Below are 13,423 nucleotides of genomic sequence, written 5' to 3' on the forward strand. Positions count from 1 at the left end.
GCGACATGGCCCTCATCCTCAAAAGCGACCAGCGCAGCGTGGCGCCCAGCGCCGTCGGGAACTGGACAGCGCTGGCGGCAGCCGGCGTGGCCCCGCCGTCCGTGACCGGCTTCACGCGCCTGGAGACGCAGCCCACCACCATCGGCCTGCAGCAAGGCCTGCAGGCCGCTGTGGCCGACCCTTTGTGGATGCTCGCCCGGCAATGGCAGTTCAACGAGTTCCAGGGCGAAGACGCCGGCACCCCGCTGTCGGTCTCGTGCACGGTCACCGGCAACCCGGTACGGCAGTTCCGCCCCGGCAGCAAGAAGGACGCACAGCCGTGGAAGATGCTGCCGGCCGGCGGTGCGCCGATCCAGGCGCGGGTCGAAGCCGAACCCGTCTGGCGCCGCCACCCCCGCCTGCGCGGCGAAGCCGGGCTGCAGCTGCTGCGGCGCGCCGGCCCCGCATTGCGCAATGCCGTGCTGCAGGCGTATCCGCTGACGCTGGCAACACCCGCCGATCCGGCCGCCGACCCCGCCGGCCTGCTCTGGTCCAGCGTGCTGCACGGCCGCACGGTCGATGCCCAGGCCCTGGCAAGCGACCTGGAGCCGCTGCGCGGCGCCGATCGCCGGCTCACCGGTCTGCCCGCATCCCTGTCGGCCATGGACGGCTCGGCCCTGGGCATTCTGGACACCTGGCTGGCCTGGCTGGATGGCCTGGTCTTCGAGGGCGCGGCCGACAACCCGGCCTGGCAAGGCGAGCGTTTCGAGTACGCCTTCGCGCTCGGCACCGGCGCTGTCGCCCTGGAGGCGGCCGAGTACACCGACGGCCATGTGGATTGGGAGGAGTTCCAGGCCGAGCCGATGGTGTCGCGCGTCAGGCCGCGGCAGACCACCTTCGCTGTCGCGCAGCGCCATCCGTCGCCGGTGCGCTACCCCGGCATGCCGGCCGACCGCTACTGGGAATTCGAGGACGGCAGGGTCAACTTCGCGGGTGCCGAGGCCGGCGCCACCGACCTGCTGCGCCTGAGCGTGAGCGAATTCGCGCTGACCTTCGGCAACGACTGGTTCATGCTGCCGGTGCGCTTGCCTGTGGGCGCGCTGTACGCGGTCACCAGCTTTCAGGTCATCGACAGTTTCGGCGTGACCAGCACGCCTGGCGCCGTTGCCGACAACGCGCAGACGCCCTGGCACATGTTCACGCTGACGCACCCGGCTCGGCTGCCAGGCGATCTCGGCAACGCCTTGTTCCTGCCCGACAGCGTGGAGGACGTGCTGCACGGCGCACCGCTCGAACACACCCTGGTGGTGCGCGACGAGATGGCCAACCTGGCATGGGCGATCGAAAAGAAGGTGCAAGGCACGTCGGGCGAGCCATTGGACCGCGACCAGGAAGCCAGGGCCCTGGCCTTTCAGCAGCAGCTCGACTTCGCTGCAGGTGACCCCCAGGTCGTGTACCGCCTGGCCACGCCCGTCCCCGCGAACTGGACGCCGCTGTTGCCGGTGCGGCGCCAGGGGCTGCAGCCAGGCGCGCCTGTGGACATCCACCTGGAGCGCGCGGGCATGAAGCGCTTCTACCCCGCGCCCGCGGCGCTGGGTCGGCCCGATCCGGCCTACAGCGACTTCCTGGACGGGCTGGACGCGCAGCCGAACTTCATCACCCCGCTACCGGTGGCCGATGCGGTCCATGTGCGCGCCTACGTGTTCCACCCGCGCGGCCATTTGCTGCGGCAGGATCCGGACCGGCCGATGCCCGATGCCGAACGGCAGTGGCTGGAGGAAGAGGAGGTCCCACGCATCGGGGCAACCCTGCGCCGCACGTTCCAGTACGCACGCAGCGCCGATGGGCGCAGCTGGCTGTGGGTGGGCCGCAGCAAGACCGCAGGCCGGGGCGAAGCCAGCAGCCAGTTGCGCTTCGATGTCGCCGTGAAGGCCGCGGCACGCCAATAGGCGGCCAGTCCCCACCAGATCCATCCATGCCGGTGCAGCGCGCCACGACCCGCGCCAGACGGCCCCACCTCAACCCAGGAGCGACACCATGCACCACTTCTTCCGCGATGCAGTCCTCGCCGCAGCCATGGCTTGTGCAGCCCCGGCCTTCGCCGCGCCCGTCACCCTCCACGCGGGCCAGGAACTGGTCTGGAACGTGGACTTGACGAACATGCTGCCGGGTGCGCCACCGTTCTCGTCTGTGCGCATCGGGAACGACACGTCGAACACGACCGCCACCGGTTCGTGGGAGTTCTTCGCCGAGCACGACATGCAAGGTGCCATGTTCGACAGCGTGCAGGCTCTGAACCTCAGTTCATTGCTCCTCTGGGAGCCAGCCGCGCGCGACGGCATCTTCTCGGTTCGCGTGGCGGTGACCAGCGGATCGGTCGATCTCGATCTCTGGGCGAGCGGCGACTTGAACGGCGTCGGCAGCGCTGTCGTCAGGTGGGAACCGGAGGCCACCGAGGTGCCCGAGCCTACCACGCTCTCGCTGGCCTGCCTGGGCCTGCTGACGGCAGCGGCCATGCGTCGTCGCGCATTGCGTTGCCGCCGACACCCACGCAACACGTAGCCCTTCAGCCAGCACCAGATCCACCCAAGCCGATGCGGCGCGCCGCCCGGCATCACCTCAACACAGGAGCGACACCATGAGCTACTTCCTCCGCAATGCAGTCCTTGCGGCCGCCATCGCCTGCGTGCCCCCGGCCTTCGCGACGCCGGTCACACTCCAGGCCGGCCAGGAGCTGGTCTGGAACGTGGACCTGACGAACACACTGCCAGGCACGCCGCCATTCACCTCGGCGAGCATTCTCACAGGCATCAATTCGCTCCCGGCGGCCGCCGGGTCATGGGAGTTCTTCGCGGACCACGACATGCAGGGCGGCATGGTCGGCGACCCGCAGGCTCTGGCCATCAACTCGTGGACCAGTTGGGATGCGGCCTTGTTCGACGGCATTTTTTCGGTGCGCGTCGCGGTGGCCAGCGGATCCGTCGATCTCGATCTCCGCGCGCTCGGCTGGTTGAACACCGTCCGCGGCGCCATCGTCAATTGGGAGCCCGCCCCCCAGGAGGTGCCCGAACCGGCCACGCTTTCCTTGGCCTGCCTGGGCCTGCTCGCGGCAGCGGCCCTGCGTCGGCGCAGATCGGACTGAGGGTGTTTTCGACATCAACAAGCCCACTTGCGGCCGTGGGCTGCGTGGCGGCCGGGCCGAAGGCGATCTCGGGCGCGATGCTCGGGTGAACGGTGCCGGCCAGGTCGATCTGGCCCTCGCCTTCGCAGAGCTGCAGCGTCAAGTCCCAGATCGTGCGGCTCGTGAAGCCGAGCTTGTGGCCGCGCGGCTGCTCGCCACGCCCGCTGCGCAGCCCGCGCACGGCCAGGGCGCAGCGCTGCCGTGGTGCGCAAGAAGGGCGCGAGGCGTCATGCCCCCAGGCCCAACAGCCGCATCGCGTTGCCCTTCAGGATGCCCGGCATCACCTCGGGCTTGAACCCTGCTTCCTCCGAATCCTTGAGCCAGCGCTCCGGCGAGATCAGCGGCCAGTCGCTCGCGAACAGCACGCGGTCCTTGAGCAAGGTGTTGGCGTACTGGATCAGTTGCTTCGGAAAGTACTTGGGGCTCCAGCCCGACAGGTCGATCCAGACGTTGGGCTTGTGCGTGGCCACCGACAAGGCCTCGTCCTGCCACGGAAAGCTCGGGTGCGCCATGACGATCTGCATGTCCGGGAAGTCGATCGCCACGTCGTCCAGGTGCATGGGGTTGCTGTACTCGAGCCGCAGGCCGCCACCGCAGCGCATGCCCGAGCCGATGCCGCTGTGGCCGGTGTGGAAGATCGCGGGCAGCTTGTGCTCATTGATGACCTCGTAGATCGGCCAGGCCATCTTGTCGTAGGGGTGGAACCCCTGCACCGTGGGGTGGAACTTGAAGCCCTTCACGCCGTGCTCCTCGATGAGTCTGCGCGCCTCGCGCGCACCCATCCTGCCCTTGTGCGGGTCGATGCTCGCGAACGCGATCATGATGTCCGGGTTCTTTTGCGCGGCCTCGGCGATCTCCTCGTTCGGAATGCGCCGGCGGCCCAGGTTGGACTCGCTGTCCACGCCGAACATCACGAAGCCGATCTTGCGCTCGCGGTAGTAGTCGATGCTCTCCTGAATGGTCGGGCGGCGGCTGGAGCGGAAGTACTTGTCGGCCGCGCGGTCGTACTCCTCGCCGTAGTTGTCGAAAGGGTTCCAGCAGCTGATCTCGGCATGCGTGTGCGTGTCGATGGCGATGAGGTTGGTGCAGTCCACGGGGGTCTCCGCTTCTAGGGGTAAGTACTAGGAATTCGGCAGGCGCGATCGCCTTGATTTGGTTATTTTTCATAACCATAATCGATCCACCTCCAGGATGCAATCATGACCCACCCCGACCTTTCCTTCGAACGCCAGGACGACATCGCCATCGTGCGTCTGAACCGCGCCGCCAAGCGCAATGCGCTCAACGACGGCCTGATCCTCGCGCTGCGCGACTGCTTCCAGAACCTGCCCGAGGGCGTGCGCGCGGTGGTGGTCGACGGCGCCGGCGAGCACTTCTGCGCCGGGCTGGATCTGTCGGAACTCAAGGAGCGCGACGCAGGCCAGGGCGTGCTGCACTCGCGCATGTGGCACCAGGCACTCGATGGCGTGCAGTTCGGCACCGTGCCCGTGGTCGCCGCGCTGCACGGCGCCGTGGTCGGCGGCGGCCTGGAACTGGCCAGCGCCTGCCACATCCGCGTGGCCGACGAGACCACCTTCTACGCACTGCCCGAGGGCACGCGCGGCATCTTCGTGGGCGGCGGCGGCTCGGTGCGCATCCCCAAGCTGATCGGCGTGGCGCGCATGACCGACATGATGATGACGGGCCGCGTCTACAAGGCCGCCGAAGGCGAGCGCGCGGGCTTCGCACAGTACCTCGTGCCGCCGGGCCAGGCCCTGGCCAAGGCCATCGAACTGGCCCAGCGCATTGCGACCAATGCACCGCTGACCAACTACGCGCTCATGCACGCCCTGCCCCGCATCGCCGAGCAGCCGGCCGACCACGGCCTGTTCACCGAAGCGCTGATGGCCGGCATCGCGCAGGATGCGCCCGCTGCCAAGGAACGCGTGCGCGCCTTCCTGGAAGGCCGTGCCGCCAAGGTCTCGAAAGACTGACCCCGCCCCTTTTCGGAGGACGACATGACGCAGAACGATGCGGCTGCCGCAGGCAGCCTGGGCGGAGCCTTGCCCAAATACCGCCCGCTGGCCTTCGGCGTGACACGCGCCAGCATCCGCGAGGCCGCAGGCGGCGTGCGCTACGTGCAGGCCGAGACACCGCTCACGCCCTATGCGCACCGCATGACGGACCGGCTGCTGCACTGGGCCCAGGCCACGCCCGAGCGGAGCTTCATGGCGCAGCGCGCCAGGCGCGCGGATGGCACGCGCGGCGACTGGGTGCATCTCTCGTACCGCGACATGCTGGCCCAGGCCCGCGCCATCGGCCAGGCCCTGCTCGCGCGCGGCCTGTCGGCCGAGCGGCCCGTGGCCATCCTCGCGGAGAACAGCCTGGACCACGCACTCGTGGCCTTCGGTTGCCTGCTCGTGGGCATCCCGCACTGCCCGGTGTCGCCGCCCTACGCGCTGGTCAGCAAGGACTACGAGAAGCTGCGCCACGTGATGGGCACATTGACGCCGGGCCTCGTGTTCGCCAGCGATGCGCGCTATGCCGCGGCCATCGCCGCCACGGTGCCGGCCGATGTGGAGGTGGTGCTGGGCGAAGGTGCCCTGCAAGGCCGCGCCAGCACGCCGCTGGCCGCGTTGCTGGACACCGTGCCCACGGCCGCGGTGGACGAGGCCATGGCCCACATCCACCCGGGCACCATCACCAAGTTCCTGTTCACCTCGGGCTCGACCAAGAATCCCAAGGCCGTCATCAACACCCACCGCATGTGGTGCGCCAACCAGCAGCAGATGCGGCTGTCCATCCCGGCGCTGGGCGAGGAGCCACCCGTGCTCGTCGACTGGCTGCCCTGGAACCACACCTTCGGCGGCAACCACAACATCGGCATCGCGCTGGACAACGGCGGCACGCTCTACATCGACGAGGGCAAGCCCACGCCGGCCGGCATCGCCGAGACGCTGCGCAACCTGCGCGAGATCGCGCCCACGGTGTACTTCAACGTGCCCACGGGCTTCGAGGCCATCGCCGACGCGATGGAGACGGACCCGGTGCTGCGCAGGAACCTGCTGTCGCGCGCCCGCATGTTCTTCTACGCCGGCGCCGCGCTGCCGCAGGCCGTGTGGGACAAGCTCAACCGCATCCAGGAGGCCGAGATCGGCGGGCGCCTGGTGATGGGCACGGGCCTCGGAATGACCGAGTCCGGCCCCTTCGCGCTGTACATCACGCGGCCCCAGGTGGCCACGGGCGACCTGGGTCTGCCGGCGGCGGGCATGGAGCTCAAGCTCGTGCCGACCGACGGCAAGACCGAGATCCGCTACCGCGGCCCCAACGTCACGCCGGGCTACTGGCGCATGCCCGACGCCACGCACGAGTCCTTCGACGAAGAAGGCTTCTTCTGCACGGGCGACGCCGTGGAGTGGATCGACCCTGCCAACCCGCACCTGGGCCTGCGCTTCGACGGCCGCATCGCCGAGGACTTCAAGCTCGCCACGGGCACCTTCGTGAGCGTGGGTCCGCTGCGCGCCAAGATCACGGCCTACGGCGCGCCCTATGTGCAGGACGCGGTGCTGACGGGCCTGAACCTCAAGGAAGTCGGTGCGCTGATCTTCCCGACCCAGGCCGTGCGCGAACTGGCCCGGCTGCCGGCCGACGCGCCCATGGCCGAGGTGCTCGCGCACCACGCCGTGCAGGCGCATTTCCAGCACGTGATCGACAAGCTTGCAGCCGACGCCACCGGCAGCGCCAACCGCATCGCGCGCGCCGTGCTCGTGGCCGAGCCGCCGTCCATCGACAAGGGCGAGGTGACCGACAAGGGCTCGATCAACCAGCGCGCCGTGCTCAAGCACCGCGACGCCGCGGTGCAGGCGCTGCACGGCGGCACCCTGCCCCACACCATCACCCCGCGTTAGGAGAACCCACCCATGAAGATCGAAGCACAGGCCGCCCTCGTCACGGGCGGCGCATCCGGCCTGGGCGAGGCCACGGCCCGCGAACTGGCCCGTTTGGGCGCCAGGGTCGCGGTGCTGGACCGCAACCTCGACCGCGCCCGGCAGGTCGCGGCCGAGATCGGAGGCACGGCCCACGCCTGCGACATCACCGACACCGCGAGCGTGGAGGCCGCGCTGGATGCGGCCGCCGCGGCGCACGGCCCGGCGCGCATCCTCATGAACGTGGCCGGCATCGGCTCGGCCAAGCGCATCGTGGGCAAGGACGGCCAGGCCGCGCCGCTGGAGGACTTCGCCCGCGTGATCAACGTCAACCTGCTCGGCACCTACAACATCAGCCGCCTGTTCGCGGCGCGCTGCGCCAGGCTCGATCCACTCGGCGGTGGCGAGCGCGGCGTCATGGTGTTCACGGCCTCGGTCGCGGCCTTCGACGGCCAGGTCGGCCAGCAGGCCTACAGCGCATCCAAGGGTGGCCTGGTCGGCATGACGCTGCCGATGGCGCGCGACCTCGCGCAGCACGGCATCCGGGTCTGCACCGTGGCGCCAGGCATCTTCGCCACGCCGCTGCTGCTGGAGCTGCCCGAGCCGGTGCAGCAATCGCTGGCCGCATCCATCCCGTTCCCGCCGCGCCTGGGCAAGCCTTCGGAGTTCGCCGAGCTGGCCTGCCACATCGTCACCAACGGCCACCTGAACGGCGAGGTCATCCGTCTGGATGGCGCGCTGCGCATGGCCCCCCGCTGATCCACCCCGAGGAGACAACCCCATGCACCACCGTCGACACTTCCTGCACGCCCTGGCCGGCACCGCCGCCCTCGGCGCGCTCTCGCCGCTGTCCGCGCTCGCCCAGGCGCTGGACCAGGTCAAGATCATGTACGGCTTTCCGGCCGGCAGCGCAGGCGACAGCGTGGCGCGCCGCGTGGCCGAGAAGCTGGGCGGCACGCCCTACAGCAAGAACCCGGGCTATGTGGAGAACAAGCCCGGCGCGGGCGGCCGCATCGCCGTGGAGTCGCTCAAGGCCGCGCCGGCCGACGGCTCGGTGCTGACGCTGGCGCCCGTCTCGGCCCTGGCGGTCTATCCCTACATCTATCCCAAGCTCAGCTACAAGCCCGAGGAGGTCACGCAGGTCTCCATCGGCGCCATCATGTTCCACGGTCTGGCCGTGGGGCCGGCCGTGCCGGCCGAAGTCAAGACGCTCAAGGACTTCCTGGCCTGGGCCAAGGCCAACCCCGAGAAAGCCAGCTATGGTTCGCCGGGCGCGGGTTCCATGCCGCACCTGCTGGGCGCGCTGCTGGGCATCCGCGCGGGCGTGGAACTCAAGCACGTGCCCTACCGCGGCACCGTGCCCAGCATCACCGACCTCGTGGGCGGCCAGATCGCCGCCGCCATGAACCCCAGCGGCGACTACCTGCAGTACATGAAGACCGGCCGCGTGCGCGTGCTGGCCACTTCGGGCAAGAAGCGCTCGCCCTACCTGCCGGACGTGCCGACCTTCACCGAGCTGGGCTACCCCGATGTGACCTCGGAGGAATGGTTCGGCTTCTACGCACCGGCGAAGACGCCGGCCGCCACCATCGCCGCCGCCAATGCCGCGATCACGGCGGCGCTGAAGGACAAGACCGTCATCGACGCGCTGGCCATCGTGGGCCTGGTCGCGCACGGCAGCACGCCGCAGGAGATGGCGGCCGACCAGAAAGCCGAGTTCGAGCGCTGGGGTCCGCTCGTCAAGCAGATCGGCTTCACGGCCGAATCCTGATCCCCTGATCCCACCCACCACCACCGGAGGAGACACCAGATGCCACAGAGCAAACTCACCCTCGCCGCCGCGCTCGCGCCGGCCCTGTTGCTGGCCGCCTGCGGCTCGGGTGACGACGACCTGCCGCAGCTGGCCGCGGCCACGCCCGCCGCGCTGCAGTCCTGTACCGACCTCGCGGGCCGGATCGCATTTGCGAACACCACCATCACGGCGTCCGAAGCCATCGCGGCCGGCACGCTCAAGGTTGCCGGCAAGGACGTGCCCGCGCACTGCCGCGTGACCGGCCGCATGTTCGACCGCGTGAGCGCCGTGGACGGCCAGAGCTACGCCATCGGCTTCGAGATGCGGCTGCCCAACAACTGGAACGGCCGCTTCTTCTACCAGGCCAACGGCGGCCTGGACGGCAGCGTGGGCACGGCCGCCGGCGGCATCGGCGGCGGCGGCCCGCTGGACAACGCGTTGAACAAGGGTTTCGCCGTGCTGAGCTCGGACGCCGGCCATGCAGGATCCCTGGGTCCCTTCTTCGGCCTGGACCCGCAGGCGCGACTGGACTACGGCTACCAGGCCGTCGGCAAGCTCACGCCCATGGCGAAGAGCGCCATCCAGACCGCCTACGGCAAGGCGCCCGACCGCAGCTACCTGGGCGGCTGCTCCAATGGCGGGCGCCACGCCATGGTGGCGGCCTCGCGCTATGCCGAGCAGTACGACGGCATCCTCGCCGGCAATCCCGGCACGCGGCTGCCGCGCGCGGCGATCGCCAACATCGCTGGCGCCAAGACCTATGCCGCGCTCGCGACGACGGCGGGCAACCTGGGCACCGGCTTCACGCAGGCCGAACGCACGCTGGTGAGCCAGGCGGTGCTGGCCAAATGCGATGCGCTCGACGGCGCCAGCGACGGCCTCGTGCAGGACACGGCCGCCTGCCAGGCCGCCTTCGACCTGGCCCGCGACCTGCCCACCTGCAGCGGCGCACGCGACGGCAGTTGCCTCAGCGCGGAGCAGAAGTCCGGCATCGTCGCGCTCTTCAAGGGCGCGACGACGGAAAGCGGCACGAAGATCTACGCCAGCTTCCCCTACGACAACGGGCTGCAGACGAACGGCTGGGCCGGCTGGAAGTTCAGCAACTCGCTGACGCTGGACACGGGCGCCGTGGGCTTCGTCTGGCAGGTGCCGCCGGAGGACCGCAGCAGCTTCAACGGCACGAACTTCGCGCTCACGGGCAACCTGGACAGCATGCTGGCCAAGGTGCAGGCCACCAATGCCACCTACACCGAGAGTGCGCTGTCGTTCATGCTGCCGGTCAACTACGGCCAGCTGCCCACGCTCAAGAACCGCGGCGCCAAGCTCATGGTCTACCACGGCACGGCCGACCCGATCTTCTCGAGCGACGACACGGTGGACTGGTACCAGGCCCTGCGGCGGGACAATGGCGGCGATGCCTCCGATTTCGCCCGTCTGTTCCTCGTGCCGGGCATGAACCACTGCAGCGGCGGCCCGGCCACCGAGCAGTTCGACATGCTCGACGCGCTGGTCAACTGGGTGGAAAAGGGCGAGGCGCCCGAACGCGTGATCGCCAGCGCGCGCGGCGCCGGCAATGCCGGCGGCTTGAACGCCGATGTGCCCGCGGACTGGGCTGCCGACCGCACCCGCCCGCTGTGCCCCTACCCCCAGGTCGCCCGCTACAACGGCAGCGGCAGCCTGGAACTCGCCAGCAGCTTCAGCTGCAAGTAAGCCCTTCCCGCACCGAACCGCCATGGACTACCTGCCCCGCCCCGACGACACCCGCTTCCTGCTGCACGAGGTGCTGGACGCAGGACCGCAATGGCGCGCCTTGCCGGCCTTCGCCGAGGTCGACGACGCGCTGGCGGACCAGGTGCTGGAAGAGGCCGGCAAGTTCGTGGCCGAGGCCATCGCGCCGCTGAACCGTACGGGCGACGAGGTGGGCTGCCGCTTCGAGGCCGGCGCCGTCACGGCGCCGCCCGGCTTCCGCGCAGCCTACCAGGCGTTCTGGCAGGCGGGCTGGCCGGCGCTGTCGGCCGACCAGGCCCACGGCGGGCAAGGCCTGCCCGCCGTGCTCGAAGCGGTACTCTACGAATGGCTGTCGGCTGCCAACCAGGGCTTCACGATGGCGCCCGGCCTGCTGCACGGCGCCTACGAGTGCCTGAAGCACCACGGCAGCCCGGAATTGAAGGACCGCTACTTGGCCAGGCTGGCCAGCGGCGAATGGCTGGCGACGATGTGCCTGACCGAAGCCCACGCCGGCAGCGACCTGGGCCTGGTGCGCACGCGCGCCGTGCCGCAGGCCGATGGCGCGCTGCGTGTGAGCGGCAGCAAGATGTTCATCTCGGGCGGCGAGCACGATCTTTCGGACAACATCGTGCACCTCGTGCTGTGCAGAGTGCCGGATGCGCCGCCCGGGCCCAAGGGCCTGTCGCTGGCCCTGGTGCCCAAGGTCCTGCCCAACGGTCAGCGCAACGCGGTCTCGTGCGAGCGCATCGAGGAAAAGATGGGCCTGCACGGCAGCCCCACCTGCGTCATGCGCTTCGAGGACGCGACGGGCTGGCTGATCGGCGAGCCCGGCCGCGGACTGGCGGCCATGTTCGTGATGATGAACGCCGCCCGGCTGCACGTGGCGCTGCAGGGCATCGGCATCCTGGACGCGGCCTGGCAAAAGGCCAGCGCCTACGCAGCCGAGCGCCGGCAGATGCGCGCGCCGGGCGCCACCGGCCCCGAACCCAGCCCCATCGCCGAGCACCCGGCCATCGCGCGCATCCTGGACACCCAGCGCGCCTGGATCGACGGTGCACGCCTGCTGGCCTACCGCACCGGCCTGCGGCTGGACCTGGCCCGCCATGCCGAAGACCCCAAGACCCGCGCCGCGTCCCAGCGCTGGTGCGCGCTGGCCACGCCCGTCCTCAAGGCGGCCTGCACACAGCAGGGTTTCGAGGGCGCAAGCGCCTGTCTGCAGGTGTTCGGCGGGCACGGCTATGTGCGCGAATGGGGCATCGAGCAGCATGTGCGCGACGTGCGCGTGGCCATGATTTACGAGGGCACGAACGAGATCCAGGCCATCGACCTGCTGGTGCGCAAGGTGCTGCCCGATGCGGGGGCCGACTTCTCGGCCATGCTGCTGGAGCTGCGCGACGAACTCGACGCCTCGCGCGAGGCCGATGCCGATGCCCAGCGCCGCCTGGCCCAGCTGCGCTACCTGGCCACCAGCGTGGCGCTGGCGGCCAAGGCCCAGCCGCGCCTGGCCTACGAGGTGGCCGACGACTTCCTGCGAGTGACCGCGCTGGCCTTGCTGGCCTGGGCCTGGGCGCGCATCGAGGCCAGCGCAGCGGACGACACGCGCTGGACGCAGCCCGCAGCCGCCTTCCGCCGCTGGGTGCTGCCGGAATTCGACATGCGGCTCACCATGGTCAAGCAGGCGGCGCAGGCCGTGGCCCAGAGCGCCGCGGCCTGAACGCCACAATCGGCGCATGGCCCGCGCACGCAAGACTCCCCCGCCCGCCCCCGCACCCAGTTTCGAGCCGCTGGACACCAGCGTGCTGGAAGGCCTGATCGGCTACAACGCCCGCCGGGCCGCCATCGCCATCGGCGGCGTGTTCTTCGAGCGCATGGCGCCCTACGGGCTCACGCAGGCGGATTTCTCGGTGCTGGCCCTGCTCGCGCACAACCCGGGCGCGACCTCGCGCCAGCTCTGCGCCACGCTGGACATCCTGCCGCCCAATTTCGTGAACCTGATCGCCGCGCTGGACCGGCGCGGCCTCATCGAACGCCGGCCGCACCCGCGCGACGGCCGCGCCGTCGGCCTGCACCTGACCGAGGCCGGCCATGCGCTCGCGCAGGAAACCGAGAAGGTCGTCGTGGAACTGGAGAACGAACTGGCGGGGCGGCTCACGGAGCGCGAGCGCGCGACCGTACAGCGGCTGCTGCAGAAGTTCTACCTGCGCGGCGAGCGCTGAACGCCCGCCGCTGCTGCGGCTCAGCCGCCGATCACGCCGCAGGCGATGCGTGCCCCGCCACCGCCCAGCGGGGCCGGGTGGTCGGCATGGTTGTCGCCACCGGCATGCACCATCAGCGCGCGTTGGCGCACGTCGGCCAGCTTCAGGCGCGGGCCCAGCACGGGCGCGGTGGCGCTGCCGTCGGCCGCGACGTACAGCGGCGGCAAGTCTCCCAGGTGGCCGTCGCTCCAGGGCTCGCCATGCTTCTTGGTGCCCGCGGGATCCAGGTGACCGCCGGCGCCGCCGGCCGGCACGACGTTGCCCGCGCTCTCGCTGGGCACGCACGAGGGGTTCTCGTGCACATGAAAGCCGTGCAGGCCGGGCGGCAGGCCCTTGAGTGCGGGATAGAAGGCCAGGCCGTAGGCGGTCTCGACGATGCGGACCGTGCCCACGTCGGCACCTGCGCCCTGCTTGTCGGCGATGTGCAGAGGCACCGTGGTCTCGGCGGCGAAGGCGGTCGAGGCGGCCAGCAGCGCGCCAGCGGCCATGAGCAGTGGTTTCATCGTCAAATCTCCGGGTCGTCACGTTGAAGAAGCATGGCTGACCGACACGGCGCGCGCCGCGCGGCCCGCACGCGCCGCAC

General features: G+C 70.2%; 12 protein-coding genes. 10 read left to right on the top strand and 2 right to left on the bottom strand.

Going from position 1 to position 13,423, the window contains the following annotated elements:
- Nucleotides 1-5 precede the first annotated feature (5 nt).
- From IE209_RS03780 to IE209_RS03790, 3 genes are all read left to right on the top strand, one after another.
- Nucleotides 6-1,928 (top strand): hypothetical protein, encoded by a 1,923-nt coding sequence (locus IE209_RS03780; RefSeq protein ID WP_189685694.1) that lies wholly within the window; start codon nucleotides 6-8, stop codon nucleotides 1,926-1,928.
- A gap of 88 nt (nucleotides 1,929-2,016) precedes the next feature.
- On the top strand, nucleotides 2,017-2,541 hold the full coding sequence (locus IE209_RS03785) for a PEP-CTERM sorting domain-containing protein (protein ID WP_189685695.1): 525 nt from the start codon (nucleotides 2,017-2,019) through the stop codon (nucleotides 2,539-2,541).
- Nucleotides 2,542-2,617: 76 nt separating this feature from the next.
- Nucleotides 2,618-3,121, top strand: coding sequence for a PEP-CTERM sorting domain-containing protein (locus IE209_RS03790; protein WP_189685696.1), 504 nt, complete (start codon nucleotides 2,618-2,620; stop codon nucleotides 3,119-3,121).
- A gap of 266 nt (nucleotides 3,122-3,387) precedes the next feature.
- Here the strand turns inward: IE209_RS03790 and IE209_RS03795 are convergent, their stop codons facing one another.
- Nucleotides 3,388-4,254, bottom strand: coding sequence for an amidohydrolase family protein (locus IE209_RS03795; protein ID WP_189685697.1), 867 nt, complete (start codon nucleotides 4,252-4,254; stop codon nucleotides 3,388-3,390).
- 105 nt (nucleotides 4,255-4,359) lie between these two features.
- On the opposite strand from IE209_RS03795, the gene IE209_RS03800 reads away from it, so the two are divergent.
- From IE209_RS03800 to IE209_RS03830, 7 genes are read left to right on the top strand one after another with little or no spacing between them, the layout of a single operon-like run.
- Nucleotides 4,360-5,133 carry a crotonase/enoyl-CoA hydratase family protein gene (locus IE209_RS03800; RefSeq protein WP_189685698.1) on the top strand — a complete coding sequence of 258 codons (774 nt, stop codon included), beginning with the start codon at nucleotides 4,360-4,362 and terminating at the stop codon, nucleotides 5,131-5,133.
- A 24-nt stretch (nucleotides 5,134-5,157) separates the two neighbouring features.
- A complete protein-coding gene (locus IE209_RS03805; protein ID WP_189685699.1) occupies nucleotides 5,158-7,047 on the top strand; it encodes a feruloyl-CoA synthase in 1,890 nt (629 codons plus the stop codon).
- A 12-nt stretch (nucleotides 7,048-7,059) separates the two neighbouring features.
- Nucleotides 7,060-7,824 (top strand): SDR family NAD(P)-dependent oxidoreductase, encoded by a 765-nt coding sequence (locus tag IE209_RS03810; protein ID WP_189685700.1) that lies wholly within the window; start codon nucleotides 7,060-7,062, stop codon nucleotides 7,822-7,824.
- 22 nt (nucleotides 7,825-7,846) lie between these two features.
- Nucleotides 7,847-8,836, top strand: a complete 990-nt coding sequence (locus tag IE209_RS03815; protein WP_189685701.1) for a tripartite tricarboxylate transporter substrate-binding protein — start codon at nucleotides 7,847-7,849, stop codon at nucleotides 8,834-8,836.
- A gap of 39 nt (nucleotides 8,837-8,875) precedes the next feature.
- Entirely contained in the window at nucleotides 8,876-10,567 is a 1,692-nt protein-coding gene (locus IE209_RS03820; RefSeq protein WP_189685702.1) for a tannase/feruloyl esterase family alpha/beta hydrolase, read from the top strand.
- A gap of 22 nt (nucleotides 10,568-10,589) precedes the next feature.
- Entirely contained in the window at nucleotides 10,590-12,299 is a 1,710-nt protein-coding gene (locus tag IE209_RS03825) for an acyl-CoA dehydrogenase family protein (protein ID WP_189685703.1), read from the top strand.
- 16 nt (nucleotides 12,300-12,315) lie between these two features.
- On the top strand, nucleotides 12,316-12,801 hold the full coding sequence (locus IE209_RS03830) for a MarR family winged helix-turn-helix transcriptional regulator (protein WP_145550331.1): 486 nt from the start codon (nucleotides 12,316-12,318) through the stop codon (nucleotides 12,799-12,801).
- A 20-nt stretch (nucleotides 12,802-12,821) separates the two neighbouring features.
- On the opposite strand, the gene sodC is transcribed toward IE209_RS03830, so the two are convergent.
- Nucleotides 12,822-13,343, bottom strand: a complete 522-nt coding sequence (gene sodC, locus IE209_RS03835; protein WP_189685704.1) for a superoxide dismutase family protein — start codon at nucleotides 13,341-13,343, stop codon at nucleotides 12,822-12,824.
- Nucleotides 13,344-13,423 lie beyond the last annotated feature (80 nt).

The sequence above is a fragment of the Pseudorhodoferax aquiterrae genome, assembly GCF_014652235.1.
GTDB classification, from domain to species: Bacteria; Pseudomonadota; Gammaproteobacteria; order Burkholderiales; family Burkholderiaceae_C; genus Pseudorhodoferax; species Pseudorhodoferax aquiterrae.

Coding starts and splice junctions, on each gene's coding strand:
- IE209_RS03780 (WP_189685694.1), top strand. CDS start 6: ATGGCCCTCATCCTCAAAAGCGACCAGCGCAGCGTGGCGCCCAGCGCC.
- IE209_RS03785 (WP_189685695.1), top strand. CDS start 2,017: ATGCACCACTTCTTCCGCGATGCAGTCCTCGCCGCAGCCATGGCTTGT.
- IE209_RS03790 (WP_189685696.1), top strand. CDS start 2,618: ATGAGCTACTTCCTCCGCAATGCAGTCCTTGCGGCCGCCATCGCCTGC.
- IE209_RS03800 (WP_189685698.1), top strand. CDS start 4,360: ATGACCCACCCCGACCTTTCCTTCGAACGCCAGGACGACATCGCCATC.
- IE209_RS03805 (WP_189685699.1), top strand. CDS start 5,158: ATGACGCAGAACGATGCGGCTGCCGCAGGCAGCCTGGGCGGAGCCTTG.
- IE209_RS03810 (WP_189685700.1), top strand. CDS start 7,060: ATGAAGATCGAAGCACAGGCCGCCCTCGTCACGGGCGGCGCATCCGGC.
- IE209_RS03815 (WP_189685701.1), top strand. CDS start 7,847: ATGCACCACCGTCGACACTTCCTGCACGCCCTGGCCGGCACCGCCGCC.
- IE209_RS03820 (WP_189685702.1), top strand. CDS start 8,876: ATGCCACAGAGCAAACTCACCCTCGCCGCCGCGCTCGCGCCGGCCCTG.
- IE209_RS03825 (WP_189685703.1), top strand. CDS start 10,590: ATGGACTACCTGCCCCGCCCCGACGACACCCGCTTCCTGCTGCACGAG.
- IE209_RS03830 (WP_145550331.1), top strand. CDS start 12,316: ATGGCCCGCGCACGCAAGACTCCCCCGCCCGCCCCCGCACCCAGTTTC.
- sodC (WP_189685704.1), bottom strand. CDS start 13,343: ATGAAACCACTGCTCATGGCCGCTGGCGCGCTGCTGGCCGCCTCGACC.